Raw genomic sequence first — 20,188 nt, 5'->3', positions numbered from 1 at the left:
CCTGCAATAAGTTAAAGCCCTGACATACGAGGCTGGCTGTGCACCGTGCCGTCGCCAATTTTAATACCCAACAGCGCAGAGATTTTTTTTGCCATAATTTCAATATCAAAGGCGGCTGCAGAGGAAGAGCTAAAGTCGAGAATCGACTTCTGGGAAGCATTCGCTTCAACGACGCTCTCATCACGATGGATAATACCCAACAGACGATCGCCCAGTTTATCCTCCATCAGAGCGGTGACGTCACGGCTGACCTGACGGCGGTTATCACTCTGATTCAGCACGAAAAAGTGCCCAAGTTTGTGGTTTAGCTTACCGCCGGTTAAACGCTGCTTTTCGACGTGCGACAGGGTCGACATCGAGGCGGTGTCCGCCAGCAGCGGCACCAGGTGCAGATCGGCCAGCGGCGTTAAGGCCGTCAGCGCCGGTGAAGGGCCGGGTGGCAGGTCGGCGATGATAATTAATCCGGGATAATTCAATAATGCCGCCAGCCCGCGGGTGAGGAAATGGGCGTCCGTGGCAAGGTGTTCATCAAAAGCCTGATGCTGCGCCTCGCTGACGTCGCCATACGGCAGGACAAAAATATTGCTGCCCGCGCTCAGTACGCACTGGCTCCAGTCATGAAGCTCCAGCGCTTTCGCAACATAGCCGCGCTCATCGCTAAGAGGGACGCCAAAATGCAGACGCAGCGCATTTTGCACGTCAAAATCGATCGCCAGGACTTTGCTGCCTGCGCGAGCTAATGAATAGGCCAGATTTGCCGCGAGGGTCGTTTTTCCTACGCCGCCTTTGGGAGAACACACGCAGATCAACGGCATGTCGCAATCCTTTCTAAAAGTGATTTCAGCGGCTGATCTTTATTTTTCGCCACCGGTTCAACGGCTTTTGCCGCAAATAAATGAGCATAGCCTTCCGCCGCCTGTGCAGACGGCACGACCGGGCGAACCGCTACCGGTGGTGCAGGCGCAACGGCTGGTGCGGGCGCAACGGCTGGAGCAGGCGCAGCGGCTGGAGCGGGCGCAGCGGCTGGAGCGGGAGCAGGCGTATGGGGTACGGCCATTGCCGGCACAGATTCTGCTGCCCACGTATGTTCTGCAACCGAAAGGGGGTCATGTGGCGCTGAAACGGAGACAGGGGGTGGCATGACCGGAGCCGGGGCTACAGGTGACGTTGGTTGCGGCGTGTGCGCGGATTCTGCCTCGACCCAATGAAACATATCCGTCGGCACCGGCTGCGGTATCGGTAACGATACCGATCCTCCCATGGCCAGCGAGGATTCTTTTTCTTCCCCAGGAGAGAGCTGATTGAGAATAACCCAATCTCCCTGTTCTCTGGCGGCTGCGTGTGATGAAAGGTCCTTGAAATCCAGACTTTGCGTACGAGTCTTTTCCTTGAAGCGCTGCAAATCATCATAATGGTTCATGGATAACCTCATGATTCTAATAAATAATATTTTAGCTGTTTTTATTTTGATACTACGCCTTTAGAGCATAGTTTATTTTATTGTTTTTCATCAACTTAAGTTGGTCAGAATGACCAACAATACAATGACGTTGTAGAGGAGTATCGTTCAAGGTGGCGTAAATCACTGATAATTTTGCGGTTACCCTATCATTTCTTATAAGAAATGATAGCTCCATTTTTTAGGAGGTCCTGTGATCCCACCAAACCTGAGCTCAGCGCCCCCTTAAAATAACCAGGTTTTTCTCTAATTGATCTTTAGATAATGCGCAGAACAAAATAACTATGATGCGTGATGGAATATATTTTAGACTTTTTATATCGTTGTATAAATAGGTCAAATTAATTATTTAAGTCGAAAAACAGCAGTCAGGTACTTTCTCAAGCCTGACTCTTCTCCGGGCATAATAAGCGGCTGCTGCCGAAAGTTTTGACGCCTTCGACAGCAGCAGGGAACATCAGGCGAGCTGTTTTTGCTGATTTTCATCCTGGTCAACGGCAAAACAGGCGACCAGCTGACCCCGGTAATCTTTCAACTGCGGCTGTAGCTGGGTACACGGGCCGAAACGACGGCGGCAGCGGGCGTTAAACGCGCAGCCCGGCGGCGGATTCAACGGGCTCGGCAGTTCGCCGGTCAGCTTAATACGTTCGCGGCGATCGTCCGGATTCAGGCGTGGCGTGGCCGACAGCAGAGCCTGAGTATACGGATGCTGCGGATTGTTGAAGATCTGATCCTTGGACCCTTTCTCCACGCAGCGGCCGAGATACATCACCATCACTTCATCCGCAATGTGCTCCACGACCGACAGGTCATGGGAGATGAACACATACGACAGCCCCATATCCTGCTGCAGATCCATCATCAGGTTCAGCACCTGCGCGCGGACCGACACATCCAGCGCGGAGACAGGTTCATCGGCAATCACCACATCCGGGTCCAGCATCAGACCACGGGCAATCGCGATGCGCTGCCGCTGACCGCCGGAGAACATGTGCGGATAGCGATCGTAATGCTCCGTTTTCAGCCCGACCTTCGCCATCATCGCCAGCGCTTTTTCACGGCGCTGTTCTTTGCTCAGCGACGTATTGATCTGCAACGGTTCTTCCAGAATCTGACCCACTTTCTTACGCGGATTCAGCGAGCCGTAGGGGTTCTGGAACACAATCTGGATTTTCTGCCGACGCAGCTTTTGCGCCGTGGCGTCTGGCTTTAATAAGTCCTGACCCTGATAGTAAAGCTCGCCGCCGGTCGGGATCTCAATCATCGTCAGCAGACGGCCCAGCGTCGATTTTCCACAGCCGGACTCGCCAACCACCGCCAGCGTTTTCCCGCGTTCGAGGGTAAAGGAGACCCCGTCCAGCGCCTTAACCAGCCTTTCCGGCGCAAACAGCCCCTTCTTCACCGGGTAATATTTTTTCAGATCAATGGCCTGCAACAAGAACTGTTGCGTGGTGGCCTCATGGGTACTCATAGCGTAGGCCTCCCGGCATCATCCAGTGGGTAGTGGCATTTCGACTGACGGGCGCCGTCGACGCGGTTCAGCTCAGGCTCCTCGCTGCGGCACTTATCCGTGGCATAGGGGCAGCGCGGGTTTAACAGACAGCCGTTGGGGCGGTCATATTTCCCTGGCACGACGCCCGGCAGCGACGCCAGCCGCGCTTTATCCTGGGCAAACTCCGGCAGCGCGCGCAGCAGCGCCTGAGTATAAGGATGGCGCGGTGCGCGGAAGATATCCTTCGCATCGCCCGTCTCCACAACCTGACCGGCGTACATCACAATAATTTTGTGTGCCGCCTCAGCCACCAGCGCCAGATCGTGGGTGATCAGGACCAGCGCCATGTTCTCTTTTTGCTGCAGCTCCAGCAGCAGCTCAATGATCTGCGCCTGGATGGTCACATCCAGCGCGGTGGTCGGTTCATCCGCAATCAGCAGCTTGGGCCGGCAGGCAATCGCCATGGCGATCATCACGCGCTGGCTCATCCCGCCGGAAAGCTGGTGCGGATAGACATCAAGACGCGATGCCGGGTCAGGGATGCCAACCAGCGTCAGCAGATCGATCGCCCGCTGGATACGGGTTTTCTTATTTCCGCCCTGATGTACTTTAATGGCTTCCATAATCTGATAGCCGACGGTGTAACACGGATTCAGGCTGGTCATCGGGTCCTGGAAGATCATCGCCACTTCCGCCCCCACCAGCTGGCGGCGCTCTTTTTCTGAAATACGCTTCAGATCGCGGCCATTAAATTCCAGCTTATCCGCCATCACGCGGCCGGGATAATCAATCAGCCCCATGATCGCCAGTGAGCTGACCGATTTACCTGAGCCGGACTCGCCGACAATGCCAACCACTTCACCCTGGTTCACGCTGTAACTCACGCGGTCTACCGCGCGAAACGGTGTCCCTTCGTCGCCGAAGTGCACCGATAATTTATCCACATTCAATAACGCCATCTCGAACCTCTTACTGCTTCAGTTTGGGATCGAGCGCGTCACGCAGACCGTCACCCATCAGGTTAAATGCCAGCACCGTCAGCAGAATCGCGACACCCGGGAAGGTGACGACCCACCAGGCACTCTGCGCGAACTGCAACACGTCGGAGAGCATCGTGCCCCACTCCGGTGTCGGCGGCTGCGCACCCATGCCAAGGAAGCCAAGAGCGGCCATATCGAGAATGGCGTTAGAGAAGCCCAGCGACGCCTGAACAATCAGCGGAGCAAGGCAGTTAGGAAGAATGTTGATGAACATCTGACGGATTGCCCCCGCGCCTGCCACCCGTGAAGCGGTGACGTAGTCGCGGTTCACTTCCACCAGCACCGCCGCACGAGTCAATCGCACGTAGTGCGGCAGGGCGACAAAGGTGAGCGCCAGCGAAGCGTTCACGATCGAGGGGCCGAAGATAGCCACCAGCACCAGCGCCAGCAGCAGGCTCGGCAATGCCAGCATGATATCGACAACACGCATGATGATGGAGTCGATCACCCCGCCGAAGTAGCCGGCAATCAGGCCCAGCACCACGCCGAGAATCAGCGACAGCACCACGACCAGACAGCCAACCAGCAGCGACAAGCGCGCGCCGTACATCAGTCGCGACAGAATATCGCGGCCCACGTCATCGGTCCCCAGAAGATGCGCAAAGCTTCCCCCCTCCTGCCAGGCCGGCGGCGCCAGCAGCACGTCGCGGAACTGATCCGCCGGGTTATAAGGGGCGAGGAAGTTAGCGAACACGGCGATAATAATCATAATCGCGACGTAGACCAGGCCGACAACCGCCCCTTTGTTGCGTTTGAAATAGTGCCAGAACTCCTGCAAAGGGGTCATTGGCACCGGTGCGGCGACAACTTTATTTTCAGTAATTTGTGACATGATGGCCCCTTACTTCTTATGCCGAATACGCGGGTTCACCACGCCGTACAGCAGATCGACCAGCAGGTTGACGAGGATAATCATCGTCGCGACCAGCAGTACCCCACCCTGAACCACCGGGTAATCACGGCGTTGCAGCGCATCGATCAGCCAGCGCCCTAGACCAGGCCAGGAGAAGATGGTTTCGGTCAGAATGGCGCCCGCCAGCAGCGTCCCTACCTGTAGCCCAATCACCGTGACCACCGGCAGCATAGCGTTACGCAGCGCGTGGACCACGATGACGCGCATCCGGGTCAGCCCCTTGGCGCGCGCGGTGCGAATATAATCTTCGCCCAGCACTTCCAGCATCGAGGAGCGGGTCATACGCACGATAACGGCCAGCGGAATGGTGCCCAGCACCACGGCTGGCAGAATCATGTGCATTAAGGCATCAATAAAATCGCCCGGCTCGCCCCAGATAGCGGTATCGATGAGCATAAAACCGGTCAGCGGCAGGGTATCGTCAAGGAACACGGTATCGCTGATACGTCCGGAGACTGGCGTCAGGTTGAGCTGGACTGAAACCAGCATGATCAGCATCATTCCCCACCAGAAGATCGGCATGGAATAACCGGTCAGCGCGAGGCCGACGGAGGTGTGATCGAAGATAGAGCCGCGTTTGACCGCCGCCAGTACGCCCACCGGAATACCGACGATAACGGCGAAAATCATCGCGCACACGCCCAGCTCCATCGTGGCTTTAAAGCGCGGCACGAACTCCTGCCACACGGGAATACGGCTTTTCAGCGAGATGCCTAAATCCCCATGCAAGACACCCCAGATATAGTGGGCATACTGCTGCCACATCGGCTTATCAAGGCCCATTTCAGCCAGCAGCTGAGCGTGACGTTCAGGGGAAATACCACGTTCGCCCGCCATAATCATCACCGGGTCACCGGGAATCATATGCACAAAGGCAAAGGTGAGAAGGGTAATACCGATAAATGTCGGGATGACAAGTCCCAAACGTCGGAGGATGAACTGCAACATAACCCGGATTCTCTATAGTGACGCCCCGCCTGGTGACAGGACGTCTGTATTGCTCACAAATGAAATCCCCCCTCCCCGTTAAGGGAGAGGGGAAACATACTGTTTATTATTCGACAGAGACGTTTTCGAAGTGGTGCTTGCCTAACGGGTCAACCACGTAGCCTTTGACTTCTTTACGCACCGGCTCATAAACGGTGGAGTGAGCGACGATCAGCGCCGGAGCCTGGTCATGCATCACAACCTGAGCCTGCTTATAAAGCTCGATACGTTTGTTGTGGTCATCGGTGGCACGTGCCGGCTGAATCAGATCTTCAAACGGCTTGTAGCACCAGCGAGAGTAGTTCGAGCCGTCTTTTGCTGCTGCGCAGCTGAACAGGGTAGCGAAGAAGTTATCCGGATCCCCGTTGTCGCCGGTCCAGCCCATCATCACGGTCTGGTGCTCGCCTGCTTTCGCACGCTTCAGATACTCGCCCCATTCGTAGGTGACGATCTTGGCCTGGACGCCAATTTTGGCCCAGTCAGCCTGGATCATCTCAGCCATACGGCGCGCGTTCGGGTTGTACGGACGCTGTACCGGCATTGCCCACAGATCGATGGAGAAGCCTTTTTCCATGCCGGCTTCTTTCAGCAGCGCTTTCGCTTTTTCCGGATCGTAAGTGTAGTCTTTAACGTCGTCGTTATAGCCCCACATGGTCGGTGGAATCAGGTTTTTCGCGGACTGGCCAGCGCCCTGGTAAACGGCTTTGATAATCGCTTCTTTATTTACCGCATAGGTCAGCGCCTGGCGGACTTTCACGTTATCCAGCGGTTTCTTCTCGGTGTTGAAGGAGAGATAGCCGACGTTCAGGCCCGGCTGTTCCAGCAGGTTAATGTTCTTATCTTCTTTCATGCGCGCGATGTCGGCCGGGTTCGGGTACGGCATCACCTGGCACTCATTCTTCTGCAGTTTGGCATAGCGCACGGAAGCATCAGGGGTAATGGAGAAGACCAGGCGATCGATCTTCGGCTTGGTGCCCCAGTAGCCCGGGAAGGCTTTATAGAGAATACGAGAGTCTTTCTGGTATTGCAGCAGCTGGAACGGCCCGGTACCGATTGGGTTCAGGTCCACTTTTTCCGGCGAGCCGGCTTTCAGCATATTGTCGGCATACTCTTTGGACAGAATAGAGGCGAAGTCCATAGCCAGGTCAGCGAGGAACGGCGCTTCCGGGCGGGTCAGCACAAACTGGACGGTTTTATCGTCGACTTTCTTCACTTCGCTAATCAGGTCAGGGAGGCCCATCCCTTCGAAGTATTCATAGCTGCCGCCGGACACTTTATGGTACGGGTTTTGCGCGTTTTTCTGGCGATCGAACGAGAATACAACGTCGTCGGCATTCAGGTCGCGAGTGGGTTTAAAGTCTTTATTATCCTGCCACTTCACGCCCTGACGCAGGTGGAATGTATAGGTTTTGCCGTCCTCGCTCACTTCCCATTTTTCCGCCAGCCCCGGAATAACTTCCGTAGTACCGGTTTTGAATTCAACCAGGCGGTTATAGATGGGCACCGAGCTGGCGTCATAGGTTGTACCAGAAGTGAATAGCTGTGGGTTAAAGCCTTCCGGCGAACCTTCAGAACAATAAACCAGGGTCTTAGCCTGAACGCTTGCTGCAACGGTCAGGGCGACCAGGCTCAGACCAAGCTTCAGCATCCCTGACTTTTTCAAGGAAATACTCATTATTCTGCTCCAAATGTGATGTTGTTTGCATATATCCGCCAGGCCTTTATTTATTTTTTACCCGGTCTGGTCGGTGGTGCCCGAAGGCCTGGATGAGAGATGGGGATTCCTTTCACAAAAACGCCTGAGTTGCAGTGCGGATTCTCCATGAAATGCCCCTCATGCCCTACAATCTGTCAACAGAATGCGTAAACGTCAATACAGCCAACCGGGTTTTACATCCGGGGTGAGAATCAGCAGGCAAAGATTAAAAAAACTTCAAGACGCTATTTTCAGCAGAGAAATTTATGCTAGCGGCGAGCAGGCAGCATAAATGTCTTAATACTTCTTAACAGCTAGTGATAAGCAATTCTGGTAAATGGTGAAAATTTATTACGATGTGGCCAATATGTGAGCGATTAATAGCGCGAACGTTAAAACGCACAGCGGAAAATGCTGCAGTTATCCATAAGCTTCGCGAAAAAAGAACCTTAGATATATAAAAAAATACAATGGAAGATGTCACAAAATAGTTAACAGACAACATGAAACAAGGATTCGTGCTTTTTTTGTGACTTTGGTTAACTATCACACTCCGACATCGTGGCGCCCGGCGCGCTGCTCAACGCCATTGATGGAAGGGATCTCATTTTTACGGTGGTTTGGGCAGAGGTCTGTTTTTCCTGCCGGCAGAGGGAGACCGGCAAATAGGCCTGAGGGGCGTTAAGCCAGCTAAAAATTGCTGAGGTACACATGACCGGTCAGGGCCGCAGGCATCGTCGAACCTCTGCCCCCGGAGGTTCTCATCCTCACCGGCTTCAGATGCAAAAAAGCCTGCTCATTGAGCAGGCTTTTAAATTTGGTCGGTGATAGAGGATGACTCACCACTACGTGGCTCGCCCTGCGGGCCGTTGCTTAAGCAACGTTCCCTCGCTACGCTCGGGTCGAACCTCTGCCCCCGGAGGTTCTCATCCTCACCAGCTTCAGATGCAAAAAAGCCTGCTCGTTGAGCAGGCTTTTAAATTTGGTCGGTGATAGAGGATTCGAACCTCCGACCCCTTCGTCCCGAACGAAGTGCGCTACCAGGCTGCGCCAATCACCGAATGCGGGCGCATCTTACTGCTGAGACTCACACCCGTCAATGCCTTATTTGGAAAAAATAGCTCAAGCGGCGAGAAACTCGCCACTCCCGCTATTTCGCCACGGTTTTCCCCGCATCGGCAACGCGGCACCAGTTGTTATGCTCATTAATTCCACCGTCCGGCGAGGTGTAGCCCAGACAACCCATGATGGTGTCATACAGCTCAACATGACGACGCGGGACTTTCATCGCCGCCTGCTCTTTGAGGCGGGCAAACGAAGCAGCATGATCCGGCGCGGCCAGATATTTATCCGACATCCACACCATCATCGGCACACGGAACTGTTCCGGCGGCGCCATCTTACGTGGCGTACCGTGCAGGTGTTCATGCTCGTTGATTGACTCCCCGTGATCGGCGGCATAGAACACAATCGCCTTCTTATCACGCAGCTGGTCCAGCACGCTCACGATAAAGTGATCGACATAGGTCACGCTATTATCGTAAGAGTTGATCAGCTCCGCTTTCGAGCATTTACTGTCCACGCCCACACACTCCGGCTGCCACTGCGCAAAGCTGCGCGGGTAACGCTGGGTATAGTTAAAGTGCGAACCTTTGGTATGGAGAATAATCAGGTGTTTACCATGGTCATTCTTCATCAAAGAGCGCTTAACCTCATCCACCAGCAGCATGTCGTCCACGCTTTTGCCGCGGTTACGCGGTTCAGCGCCAATCTGCTCACGATAGGCAATGCTGTTCGCCATGGTATTGCTGTAGAACCACATCTCGCTCTGCATCGCATACAGGTCGCCGGTAAAGCCGAGCTGGTGCAAGACAGCAAAGACGTTTTGCTCTTTCAGCGTTCGCTGCGGGTTGTCTTCCGCCCCACCCTCACGCACAAACATGCAGCGCAGAGAGAGTTTGGTCGCGGTATCGCAGGAGTAGCCGCGGAAGGCCACCAGGTTTTTCTCCTGAGCCAGCTTCGGCGTGGTATTGCGGTTATAACCCAGGATCCCCATATGGTCCCAGCGGGTGGTTTCACCGATAATGAACACCACGTAGGTATCATCCAGGCCCTGCGGCTCGACATAGGTGAATTTTTTGGCAGGGTTTATCAACGACTTGTTATCTGAGGACTCATCCACCTGCGCCCAGGCGTACAGCCCCAGCGCGGAAAGCCAGTTCGATGGCAGATACGAGTTGGCAATCACCCCGCCGTAGCTCGGCATATCGACTTCAGAGCTACGCTCAACATCCTTCTGCCGCAGTTCGAGCAGGCGAATCGGTCCCCAGACCATTAACCCGGCGAGAGCAACGATGGCGATATTTTTTACCCGCTGGCCCGGCGTCCGAATTTGCCGCAGCAGAGTATGCTGGCAGCGGTTACTCCAGATAAGCAGCAGCGGCGGAGCGCTGACCAGCGCCAGCCACAGAATCAAATACCAACCCACCACCTCCTGAGAGAGGTCGATATCCGTGGTCATCACCGACGCAATGATGCCGTAGCCAATCACCACGTTCAGGAAGGTCATGTAATAGCTGGCGGCAGCGGAGAAAATCACCACCAGCGTGGCGAGTATTCGCCAGACGCGCCGCCCCAGCAGCGACAGAACACGTAGCAGGAAAAACGTCACCAGCACGGTGGCAACCAGTTCCACAATCCCGGAAAGCCCTTTCCAGAGGGTAAATTCCTGCGCATAACCATCAAGGCGACGGAAAAGCACAGCAACGTTCATAAACCAGCCGATGTACAGCGCCAGCCAAAGGCTGACTTTCTGCTGTGTCATCGTTCTAATATAATTCATGCATGAAACCTGGAAAAAGAAGAGATAAAACCACCTGACTTACGCGATATAAGCGGGCAGGTTAATAGGGTGCGTTCAGGTTGATTAACTACTCAAACCCATTCGAGATGCCTTGAGGCGACAGGCTCGTGAATCCTCTGGAGCTTACTCAAGTAAGTGACTGAGGCGAACGAGCGCAGTCAACAATAAGGCAGTTTGAAGGACGGAGAGTATAAGAAACCTCTACAAAGCGCGCTAAGTAGACCACAGAGAAAGGAAAAAGTACCAGGTGGGAGTGTGATCCAACCAAACATTTACAAAACATTTGGTTGGACAGGCACAAATAGCTCAGGAATATCGGTATGACGCCGCAAAGAGGGCGTATCAGGCGTGGGCTTCGCTGTAAACTTCACCTTTCGGCTGGCGAATCGTCGTCGAGAGCGCCAGGGAGAGAATCAGCAGGGCAAAGATAACGCAGAAGGTCACGTAGAACCCACCGAACAGCGAGGCAATCAGCGATCCGCAGATGCTGCCGATACCAAAGCCCAGATAGATGACGCCGTAGTTTTTTGCCAGATTATTCAGACCGAAAAATTCACTGACCAGCGACGGGAACACGGTAATCGTTCCACCGAAGTTAAAGGCGACGCAGGCAATCGCGGCAAAGAAGGTTGTGGCGTTCAGCGGCGCGAACAGCAGCGCAGCCATGCCGACCAGGGAAACCACCTGACCGATAGTAATGACGCGGATACGGGAAATTTTATCCGACAGAATCCCCAGAACCAGACGTCCGCTCAGGTTGGCGATAGAGATAACGGTGACCGCATTCGCCGCCGTCGCGACATCCAGATGCACCATCCCTTGCGCGATATCTTTCGCGACGCCAATAACATACAGACCGCTCATGCAGGCCGTCAGGAACATCACGGCGAGCATCCAGTACTGCGGTTTACGCATCGACTCGGCCAGCGTGAAGTCATTCTCCACCACGCCATTATGCGAGGCGGCGGTATGATTCGGCGCATCTTTCATTAAGGTGGCGCCGAAGACAATCATCACCAGGACAATGGCGCCCCAGATAATAAAGGTTTTCTCCAGCCCGACGGTGGCCAGCAGGTGGCTATCGATAAATTTGAACCCGAGGCTACCGAGGCCATAGGAACCGATGGAAAAGGCGGAAATCAGCCCTTTACGCTCCGGGAACCACTTCACGCAGTTGGAGAGCGTCAGTAGATAGCCCGCGCCGTCCGCCAGGCCCACCAACAGGCCTGCGCTGAGCCAGAGCATCATCAGGCTGTTGGCGTGAGCGGTCAGGAAAAAGCCGAGCCCCAGCAGAACACCGGATGCCATCGTGACGCGTCTGACGCCAAAGCGTTCCTGCAGTTTACCGGCGACAGAAGAGGATAGCGCCAGACCGAGGCTTAACAGACCGAAGGAGAAAGCCACCTGGCTTACCGGTTCGTCCAGTTTTGCGGAAAGGGAACTGTTGAACAAACTCCATGTATAAACCGATCCCAGCGCGAATTGTGTGACGATCGTGCCGGCCAGCGTAAGCCAGCGGGTATATTGACTGTTTGCAGCGTTCATAGCAGATATCCTGAATAATTAACTGCCGCCACAATAGCGAAGTCACCTGAACGCCAGGGTAAAAAAGGCATGAAATGCCATCAGCAAGGAATGAAATGCATGTGAGCCGGAATGAATGACATTGAAAAAGGCAGGCGCATGACCGCAGCAGAAATAAGTTAGTGACCACTATCTTACAACAATGCGCCATTACTGTGTTTTTTAGGTAACAAGAACGTTTCACGCATGCTAAATAAAGGCTAAAAGTTAGCGCTCACCCCCATCACATAGAGATAGTTGGCGCCCGTTGTCGTATTCTCCGCCTGCGATAATGCCGCCCAGGCCGCAAGGTGTGAATTGAGGGCCATATCCGCCCCGAAGGTGACATCGCGCCAGGCGCCATCCTGACCGCGATTAGGGCCAATCAGATCCGAAGAGAGCGGCTGGTTGTAGCTCACCTGCGCCCACGGATGGACGCCCCATAGCGCCTGATAATCCATACGCCAGCCAAGCGTATTCACGTAGGGGTTGTCTGGCGCGCGGCGCGCGGGTGCGGTCGATATCACCTCGCTACGCAAACTCGCCACCGGGCCGGAAGTGACGCCGTTGGCCAGAGTAAAATTCCATCCCACGCTCATCCCGCGGCCGCTATCCGGCGGCGCCACCGCCTGATTCAGCGCAATACCGGGAAGATCGCCGGACGCATTCATCCGCTCCGCCAGAATATCTTCATAGCGGGGTTGGTGATCGCTATCCCACGTATAGCGTTCAGGGGTATTACTTTTGGTATCGATAGCGATATATTCCTGTTGCCAGGCATTCGCGCCACTGATAAACGAGACCCAGACAACTGCGCACGCCGGGAGCATAATCCCCCGAAGGCCATTGCATTTCTTTATTATCATTAATGCGACTCCAGAAAAGAGCCAAACCGGCATTATTGCTGTGTTTTTATGGGACGGGCTTCCCTGAATACCCTGAATTATGTGATTGGGCGAACGAATGCAGCCAATGCACATGCAACCTGAATAATGGCGGGTATATTTGAGAGTGGTATCCCTGTATTAACTATTATCTTTATCTTTCAGCCGTCAAGGCGAACGCGTAAGTTTTATTGCTAAAGGGAGAGAGACATGCAGCGTTGCGGTTGGGTAAGCCAGGACCCGCTTTACATCCAGTACCATGATAACGAGTGGGGCGTTGCGCAAAGAGATGCCCGCAAACTGTTCGAAATGATCTGCCTTGAGGGCCAGCAGGCCGGTCTGTCGTGGATTACGGTGTTGAAAAAGCGTGAAAATTATCGCCAGGCCTTTCATCAGTTCGATCCGGTTCGCGTCGCCGCCATGAATGAGGCAGATATCGAGCGCCTGCTCCAGGACGCGGGAATTATTCGCCATCGCGGGAAAATTCAGGCCATTATTGGCAACGCCCGCGCCTTCCTGACCATGGAAGAGAGCGGCGAATCGTTTAGCGACTTTGTCTGGTCTTTCGTCGAGAATCAGCCACAGATCTCCCATGCCGCCACCCTGGCGGAGATACCCACCACCACACCGGCCTCCGACGCCCTCTCAAAGGCGCTGAAAAAGCGCGGTTTTAAGTTTGTTGGTTCCACCATCTGCTACTCCTTTATGCAGGCCTGCGGGCTGGTCAACGATCACCTGACGAGCTGCTTCTGTCACCCGGGAGGCGATGATGATCCGCAAGTGGGACGCTAAAGAGACCCGGCCGCTGCTCACGCTGTGGCTGGAAAGCACGATTCATGCCCATCCCTTTATCAACGAAACGTACTGGCACGAGAGTGTCGCCGTTGTACGCGATGTCTACCTGCCTGCCGCCCGCACCTGGGTGTGGGAAGAGAACGCGACGATAAAAGGTTTTGTCAGCGTGATGGAGTCTCGCTTTATCGGTGCGCTGTTTGTCGCGCCGGACGCAATTCGCCGCGGCATCGGCAGCGCGCTGCTGGACGAGGTCAAACAGCATTACCGCTGGCTCAGTCTCGAGGTTTACCAGAAAAACGTTCAGGCGGTGAATTTCTACCATGCGCAAGGCTTCCGGATAGAAGACTGCGCATGGCAGGACGATACGCTACAGCCGACCTGGATTATGCATTGGCCGGCGGATCAAACGCCGTAAGCGTCAGCGCAGGGCCGTCATATTTTTCCAGCCACGCCAGCGCCGTATTCCCGGCGCAGCCGTTGCCCAGCCGCGAAGTCGGAATATCTTTGGTCAGAACATTCACCGCGCCGTTTTTGCAGATACCGGCCTGCGGGTCGATATCAGGCCAGGCCCCTTCGTGTAAACAGATAACCCCTGGACGAATACCTTCCGTCACCACGGCACCGGCCAGCACCTGGCCGCGGGCATTCCACACCCGCACGACATCGCCGTCAGCAATATTGCGCGCCTGTGCGTCCAGCGGATGAAGGGTTAATGGCTCACGACCGGCAACTGCGTACTTTTCTCGCAGCGACGTATGGTTCAGCTGGCTGTGCAGACGATGCGCCGGATGAGCGGACAGCACCTGCAGCTGGCCGGGCTGAGCATTGCCGTGCCACTCGTCCGGTTCCAGCCACATTGGATGCGGTGGACAGTCCGGGTAGGCAAAGCCGGCAATCGTTGGAGAGTGAATTTCAATTTTGCCGCTCGCGGTTTTCAGCGGACTGGCCTGTGGATCGGCACGAAATGCCGCGAAACGGGCAAAACGGGCATTTTCCGGATTTTCCGGCATTTCTATCAGCTGGTTAGCCTGCCAGAACTGGTCAAATGGCGGTAGCGTCACCTGCTGGCTCGCCCCGCGTTGCGCGGCAATCTGATAGAAGGTCTCCAGCCACTGTAGATCGGTTTTCCCTTCGGTAAAACGCGCGCGCCCTCCCTCTTCCCAGCGCTCGCTGAGATCGGCAAAAACGTCAAAATCATCCCGGGCTTCATCGCGCGGCGCGACCACGCGCTTCATCGGCACCAGGTGCTGGTTACTGTAATCGCCGGTCATGGTCATATCGTGACGTTCAAACGAGGTTGTCGCCGGCAGGACAATATCGGCATGGCGGGCGGCGGCGGTCCAGAAGCACTCCGAAATGACGATAAGCTCCGGCTTCTGCCAGGCCCGAATCAAGCGGTTAGTATCCTGATGGTGGGTAAAGTTCGCGCCGCCGCACCACCAGACGAAGCGAATATCCGGAAAATGCCGGTCCATTCCGTTGTGTTGATACGGCGCGCCGGGGTTTTCCAGCGCTTCCACAATACGCGCCACCGGTATTTTTTCGACCGCCTCGGTACCGCCCGCCACGCAGCCTTGCATCGAAGCCAGCACCGCCGCCCGGCGGGTCGGGTTGCCGCCGTTGGCGAAGTGGTAGGAAAGGCCAAAACCGCCGCCGGGGGTACCAATCTGCCCCAGCATCGCGGCAAGCGTCACCAGCATCCAGTGCTTCTGCTCGCCAAACTGCTGGCGCTGCATCCCCCAACCAGACATCAGCATGGTGGTATTGTCATGGAATAGCGCTGCCAGCTCGCGGAGCTTATCCGCGCTGACGCCGCAAATCTCCGCCGCCCACTCTGCGGTTTTCGGCGTGCCATCGCTTTCACCGGTCAGATAGCGGGCAAAAACGTCATAGCCGCTGGTACAGCGGGCGAGAAACGCCTCATCCTGCCAGCCGTTTTCCACCAGCGTATGGGCAATGCCGAGCATCATCGCGACATCCGTACCCATATGCGGAGCGATCCATTCGCCCGCCTCGCCAAAGAATTCCGCCGTTTCCGATCGCATCGGATCGATGCAGATCACCCGCTTCCCGCTTTTGCGCAACCGATCGAACCATGGGATCCCCTGCTCATCGGAAGCGTTCCAGGCAATTTTTAGCGTATTCAGCGGGTTGGCGCTCCAGAGTACCACCACATCGCTATGTTCCAGTACCATCGGCCAGCTGGTCTGCTGCTGATAAACCTCATTGCCGCCAACCACATAGGGCATGATCGCCTGTGCCGCGCCGGTGGAATAATCCCCCAGATGTCCGGTATATCCGCCAGCCAGGCTCATGTAGCGCTGCAGCAACGTCGCCGCCTTGTGGAGTACGCCGTTAGAACGCCAGCCGTAGGAGCCGGCAAAAATCGATGCCGGGCCGTAGCTTTCCCGAATCCGCCGATGCTGTGCGTGGATAAGATCCAATGCCTCCTGCCAGCTCACCCGCACAAACTCGTCCTGGCCACGCACGCCCTGCGGACTATCCGGCGAAGCAAGGAAACCTTTACGTACCATCGGATAGCGGACGCGGGTTTTGCTGTGTACCTGCTCGCGCACCGCGGTTTGCAAGGAGTTGGCGAAAGAGGTCTCCAGCGCACCTCGGGAAGAGAGGACATTTTCACCATCCGTTTCAACCAGCATAGGCCCCCAGTGAGCCGCGGTTAAGATGGTTTTGGTTGCAGATGAGGTTGGCAAAGCGAGCTCCTGGTCAGCGAATGCAGGTGTTGTGACGGTCAGTGACACGACCGTTCAATGTTATTTACAAAAAGAGAGCCGGTCCGGGGAATTTTCTACGTAATTGGGCGTCATAATCAACCGTCACGCGCGCTGTGACAAAGAATAAAAAGGATTAAGGAAATAACATGAAAAAACGCGTACTCATGATTGCGGCTGTGGTTAGCGGCACCCTGGCGATTTCTGGCTGTACCACCAATCCGTATACCGGCGAACGCGAAGCGGGGAAATCCGGCATCGGCGCCGGGATCGGCTCGCTGGTCGGCGCGGGCGTCGGCGCACTCTCCTCGTCGAAAAAAGATCGCGGCAAAGGCGCGCTGATTGGCGCAGCGGCCGGGGCGGCGCTGGGCGGCGGCATCGGTTATTACATGGATGTGCAGGAAGCAAAACTGCGCGAGAAAATGCAGGGAACGGGCGTCAGCGTGACGCGAAATGGCGATAACATCGTGCTGAACATGCCAAATAACGTCACCTTTGACAGCAGCAGCGCCAACCTGAAACCGGCCGGGGCGAACACCCTGACCGGCGTGGCCATGGTGCTGAAAGAGTATGAGAAAACCGCGGTTAACGTCGTGGGTTACACCGACAGCACCGGCGGTCAGGATCTGAATATGCGCCTGTCGCAGCAGCGCGCCGACAGCGTTGCCAGCGCCCTCATCACCCAGGGCGTGGCGGCAAACCGTATTCGCACCAGCGGCATGGGCCCGGCGAACCCCATCGCCAGCAACACCACGGCGGAAGGGAAAGCGCAAAACCGTCGCGTAGAGATCACCCTGAGCCCGCTCCAGTAAGTCCGGCGGTCGACCCCGACCACCGCATCCTTCGCCCGGTAAGCGCCGCTTGCCGGGCAAAATGCTTGATATAGCAGATTTTCGCGCTAAGGTGTTCTCCAGATTTCAGCAAAGGAAGCCATCATGGCGAAAGCGGCGCGAGCAACCATTAGCGATGTGGCGAAAGCCGCAAAGACCGGAAAAACCAGCATTTCACGCTACCTCAATGGCGAAAAGCACCTGCTTTCCGACGACCTGCTGGCGCGCATTGAAAAAGCGATTGCCGAACTTAACTACCGCCCCAGCCTGATGGCCCGTGGCCTGAAACATGGCCGTACCCGGCTGATTGGTCTGATCATCGCCGATATCACCAACCCCTACTCGGTCAATGTCCTCAGCGGCATCGAAGCGGCCTGTCGCGAAAAGGGCTTTACTCTGCTGGTGTGTAATACCAATAACGAGCTCGACCAGGAGCTGCACTATCTCGACCTGCTGCGCAGCTACCAGGTTGAGGGGATCGTGGTCAACGCCGTCGGGATGCGCGAAGAGGGGCTGAATCGCCTGCAGCAGTCGGCGCTGCCGATGGTGCTCATTGACCGCAAGATTCCGGACTTCGCCTGCGATGTCGTCGGTCTGGACAACACCCAGGCCGCGACGACCGCCACAGAACATCTGGTGGAGAAAGGGTTTGAAGCCCTGCTGTTCCTCAGCGAGCCGCTCGGTTCGGTGAACACCCGTCGCGAACGTCTGAGCGCGTTTCGCGCCACCCTCCAGCGCTACGCCGGCATCGTCGCGGAAAACGCGGAAGTTCCGCTTAACGACGGCGCTATGCTCGATACGGTGCTGCGCCAGTTTCACTCCCGCCACCGCGGCATGCGCAAGGCGCTGATTTCCGCCAACGGCGCCCTGACGCTACAGGTTGCGCGCGCGCTCAAGCGAATCGACCTGGTTTGGGGCAGCGACATCGGCCTGCTCGGCTTCGACGAACTGGAGTGGGCGGAGCTGGCGGGCGTGGGGATTACTACGCTCAAACAGCCCACGTGGCAGATTGGCTATGCCGCGGTTGAGCAGGTGGTGCGCCGAATTGAAGGCACTAACGACCCCATCTGCGAGCGGGTCTTCTCCGGTGAACTGATCGTGCGCGGATCGACCTCCCGATAACTCTCCTTCGTGATGGTGATCATAAATCAGACATCCTCTCCTTTCCTTTGGAACCGGTACCATCTAGCGTAATAGAGTGATTTGCTACAGCGCTACCGGGAGTTTGTCAGATGGCCAGAAAAATTATTGTCGTGACCGCCGCCTATGGTCATGATTGCATTAAAGAACTTGGCGGGCAGTCCGCCGTACTGCCGTTTATCGCCGGCTCCGGCGCCGACGGCGTGGAAATCCGCCGTGAGTTATTCAGCGCTGACGAGCTCAACCAGCTGCCGGCGCTGGCCGCCACCATCGAGCGCCACAACCTGCTGGCCTGCTACTCTGCGCCGGAAGCCCTGTTTGAAGCGGATGGCGCCCTTAACCCGCGCCTGCCGGCGCTGTTGCGCGAAGCGCAGACCCTCAACGCCCTGTGGTTAAAACTGTCGCTCGGCCATTTTATCCATAACAACGAACTCGAATCGCTGCGCCGCATCCTGCAGGAGAGCGGCATGGCGCTGGTGGTGGAAAACGACCAGACCGACTGCGGCCAGCTGGCGCCGATGCAGCGCTTTAAAGCCTCCTGTCGGGTGAATCAGCTGCCGGTTACCTTAACTTTCGATATGGGTAACTGGCTGTGGGTCGGCGATTCGCCGGAAGAGGCCGCACGGCATCTGGCTCCCGCCGTCAGCTATATCCATGTCAAAGCCGCAGAGCCGCATCATGCGCACTTTCGCGCCGTCCCGCCCGATGAAGCTCCGGCACGCTGGCTGGCGCTGCTCGACAACCTGCCCGCCGATGCCCCGCGCGGTATCGAATTTCCGCTGGTGGGTCACGATCTGACGGCCGTAACCCGTCGCTATGTGAATTTGTTACGCGAGGAGTAAGCCATGGAAAACGCATTAGATGTCATCACCATCGGAGAAGCGATGGCGATGTTTGTCGCGACGGAAACCGGCGATCTGGCCGCAGTAGAACACTTTATGAAACGCGTAGCCGGCGCAGAGCTGAATGTCGCCACCGGCCTGGCTCGTCTGGGGCTGAAAGTCGGCTGGGTTAGCCGCGTGGGTAAAGACAGCTTCGGCCGTTTTGTGCTTCATTCGCTGGCCAAAGAAGGGATTGATGCGCGCGGCGTCAGCGAAGACAGCCGCTATGCAACCGGCTTCCAGATGAAATCTAAAGTTGAAAATGGAACCGATCCCATTGTGGAATACTTCCGCAAAGGTTCTGCCGCCAGCCATCTGTCGCCCGAAGACTTTCGCGCCGAATACTTCGCCAGCGCTCGCCACCTGCACCTTAGCGGCGTGGCCGCTGCGCTGTCGGAGAGTTCATACGCCCTGCTGGAGCAGGCGGCCACCACGATGAAGGCCCAGGGGAAGACCATCTCGTTCGATCCGAATCTGCGCCCGGTGCTGTGGAAAAGCGAAGCCGAGATGGTGGAAAAACTTAATCAGCTGGCGTTTCAGGCCGACTGGGTTCTGCCGGGTATCAAAGAGGGCATGATCCTCACCGGCCAACGGACCCCGGAGGGGATTGCCGATTTCTATCTCACGCGCGGCGTTCAGGCCGTGATCATTAAAACCGGCTGCGACGGCGCCTGGTACAAAACCGCCGCGGGCGAACAGGGCGCAGTCGCAGCCATCAAAGTCGATAACGTCGTGGATACCGTGGGCGCCGGCGATGGTTTTGCCGTCGGCGTGATTAGCGCTCTGCTCGAGGGCAGAACGCTGCAGCAAGCGATACGGCGCGGCAATAAAATTGGTTCGCTGGCCATTCAGGTCCAGGGCGACAGCGAAGGATTACCCACACGCGAGGCGCTGGGCGAATAGCCCGGACCCG

The 20,188-nt window shown here is 56.2% G+C and carries 16 protein-coding genes, 1 tRNA gene, 1 other RNA gene and 1 pseudogene; 6 read left to right on the top strand and 13 right to left on the bottom strand.

Going from position 1 to position 20,188, the window contains the following annotated elements; all coding sequences use genetic code 11:
• Positions 1 to 11 precede the first annotated feature (11 nt).
• The 12 genes and pseudogenes from DSD31_RS01180 to DSD31_RS01120 form a co-directional block, all read right to left on the bottom strand.
• Positions 12 to 804: pseudogene (locus DSD31_RS01180) on the bottom strand (cellulose synthase operon protein YhjQ/BcsQ).
• A gap of 1 nt (position 805) precedes the next feature.
• Positions 806 to 1,420, bottom strand: coding sequence for a cellulose biosynthesis protein BcsO (bcsO, locus tag DSD31_RS01175; protein WP_113990786.1), 615 nt, complete (start codon positions 1,418 to 1,420; stop codon positions 806 to 808).
• Positions 1,421 to 1,916: 496 nt separating this feature from the next.
• Positions 1,917 to 2,930, bottom strand: a complete 1,014-nt coding sequence (gene dppF, locus DSD31_RS01170; protein ID WP_004868756.1) for a dipeptide ABC transporter ATP-binding subunit DppF — start codon at positions 2,928 to 2,930, stop codon at positions 1,917 to 1,919.
• Entirely contained in the window at positions 2,927 to 3,910 is a 984-nt protein-coding gene (dppD, locus tag DSD31_RS01165; RefSeq protein WP_015585548.1) for a dipeptide ABC transporter ATP-binding protein, read from the bottom strand. Before dppD ends, dppF begins: the two co-directional genes overlap by 4 nt.
• A 10-nt stretch (positions 3,911 to 3,920) precedes the next feature.
• Positions 3,921 to 4,823, bottom strand: coding sequence for a dipeptide ABC transporter permease DppC (gene dppC / locus DSD31_RS01160; RefSeq protein WP_015585547.1), 903 nt, complete (start codon positions 4,821 to 4,823; stop codon positions 3,921 to 3,923).
• Positions 4,824 to 4,832: 9 nt separating this feature from the next.
• A complete protein-coding gene (gene dppB / locus DSD31_RS01155; protein WP_004868763.1) occupies positions 4,833 to 5,852 on the bottom strand; it encodes a dipeptide ABC transporter permease DppB in 1,020 nt (339 codons plus the stop codon).
• 106 nt (positions 5,853 to 5,958) lie between these two features.
• Positions 5,959 to 7,566, bottom strand: a complete 1,608-nt coding sequence (gene dppA, locus DSD31_RS01150) for a dipeptide ABC transporter periplasmic-binding protein DppA (RefSeq protein ID WP_004868766.1) — start codon at positions 7,564 to 7,566, stop codon at positions 5,959 to 5,961.
• Positions 7,567 to 8,405: 839 nt separating this feature from the next.
• A non-coding RNA gene (locus DSD31_RS01140) (RtT sRNA) lies at positions 8,406 to 8,537 on the bottom strand.
• Between the two features lie 33 nt (positions 8,538 to 8,570).
• A tRNA-Pro gene (locus tag DSD31_RS01135) sits at positions 8,571 to 8,647 on the bottom strand.
• A gap of 90 nt (positions 8,648 to 8,737) precedes the next feature.
• A complete protein-coding gene (eptB, locus tag DSD31_RS01130) occupies positions 8,738 to 10,429 on the bottom strand; it encodes a kdo(2)-lipid A phosphoethanolamine 7''-transferase (RefSeq protein WP_004868768.1) in 1,692 nt (563 codons plus the stop codon).
• Positions 10,430 to 10,792: 363 nt separating this feature from the next.
• Positions 10,793 to 11,995 carry an L-lactate MFS transporter gene (locus DSD31_RS01125; protein ID WP_015585546.1) on the bottom strand — a complete coding sequence of 401 codons (1,203 nt, stop codon included), beginning with the start codon at positions 11,993 to 11,995 and terminating at the stop codon, positions 10,793 to 10,795.
• 239 nt (positions 11,996 to 12,234) lie between these two features.
• Positions 12,235 to 12,843 (bottom strand): lipase, encoded by a 609-nt coding sequence (locus DSD31_RS01120; RefSeq protein WP_015585545.1) that lies wholly within the window; start codon positions 12,841 to 12,843, stop codon positions 12,235 to 12,237.
• A 264-nt stretch (positions 12,844 to 13,107) separates the two neighbouring features.
• On the opposite strand from DSD31_RS01120, the gene tag reads away from it, so the two are divergent.
• Both tag and DSD31_RS01110 read left to right on the top strand, forming a co-directional pair.
• The gene (tag, locus tag DSD31_RS01115) at positions 13,108 to 13,689 is read left to right on the top strand and encodes a DNA-3-methyladenine glycosylase I (protein WP_004868774.1); all 582 of its coding nucleotides are present in this window, start codon (positions 13,108 to 13,110) and stop codon (positions 13,687 to 13,689) included.
• On the top strand, positions 13,667 to 14,107 hold the full coding sequence (locus tag DSD31_RS01110) for an N-acetyltransferase (RefSeq protein ID WP_075808162.1): 441 nt from the start codon (positions 13,667 to 13,669) through the stop codon (positions 14,105 to 14,107). The genes tag and DSD31_RS01110 overlap by 23 nt, the downstream gene beginning before the upstream one ends.
• Here DSD31_RS01110 and DSD31_RS01105 read toward each other — a convergent pair.
• Complete coding sequence (locus DSD31_RS01105; RefSeq protein WP_064356590.1) at positions 14,076 to 16,406, bottom strand: molybdopterin guanine dinucleotide-containing S/N-oxide reductase; 2,331 nt, start codon at positions 16,404 to 16,406, stop codon at positions 14,076 to 14,078. The genes DSD31_RS01110 and DSD31_RS01105 overlap by 32 nt on opposite strands.
• 167 nt (positions 16,407 to 16,573) lie before the next feature.
• Here DSD31_RS01105 and DSD31_RS01100 point away from each other — a divergent pair, with 167 nt between their 5' ends.
• From DSD31_RS01100 to DSD31_RS01085, 4 genes are all read left to right on the top strand, one after another.
• Positions 16,574 to 17,236 carry an OmpA family lipoprotein gene (locus DSD31_RS01100; protein WP_004868780.1) on the top strand — a complete coding sequence of 221 codons (663 nt, stop codon included), beginning with the start codon at positions 16,574 to 16,576 and terminating at the stop codon, positions 17,234 to 17,236.
• A 123-nt stretch (positions 17,237 to 17,359) separates the two neighbouring features.
• On the top strand, positions 17,360 to 18,376 hold the full coding sequence (locus DSD31_RS01095) for a LacI family DNA-binding transcriptional regulator (RefSeq protein WP_004868782.1): 1,017 nt from the start codon (positions 17,360 to 17,362) through the stop codon (positions 18,374 to 18,376).
• Positions 18,377 to 18,486: 110 nt separating this feature from the next.
• Positions 18,487 to 19,236 (top strand): sugar phosphate isomerase/epimerase family protein, encoded by a 750-nt coding sequence (locus DSD31_RS01090; protein WP_004868783.1) that lies wholly within the window; start codon positions 18,487 to 18,489, stop codon positions 19,234 to 19,236.
• Between the two features lie 3 nt (positions 19,237 to 19,239).
• Positions 19,240 to 20,178, top strand: coding sequence for a sugar kinase (locus tag DSD31_RS01085; protein ID WP_004868786.1), 939 nt, complete (start codon positions 19,240 to 19,242; stop codon positions 20,176 to 20,178).
• Positions 20,179 to 20,188: the final 10 nt, after the last annotated feature.

This window comes from Klebsiella sp. X13 (assembly GCF_003323835.1).
GTDB lineage: Bacteria > Pseudomonadota > Gammaproteobacteria > Enterobacterales > Enterobacteriaceae > Klebsiella > Klebsiella ornithinolytica.
Note: the sequence above shows the minus strand (reverse complement) of the source record. Positions and strands in the feature narration are given on the sequence as shown.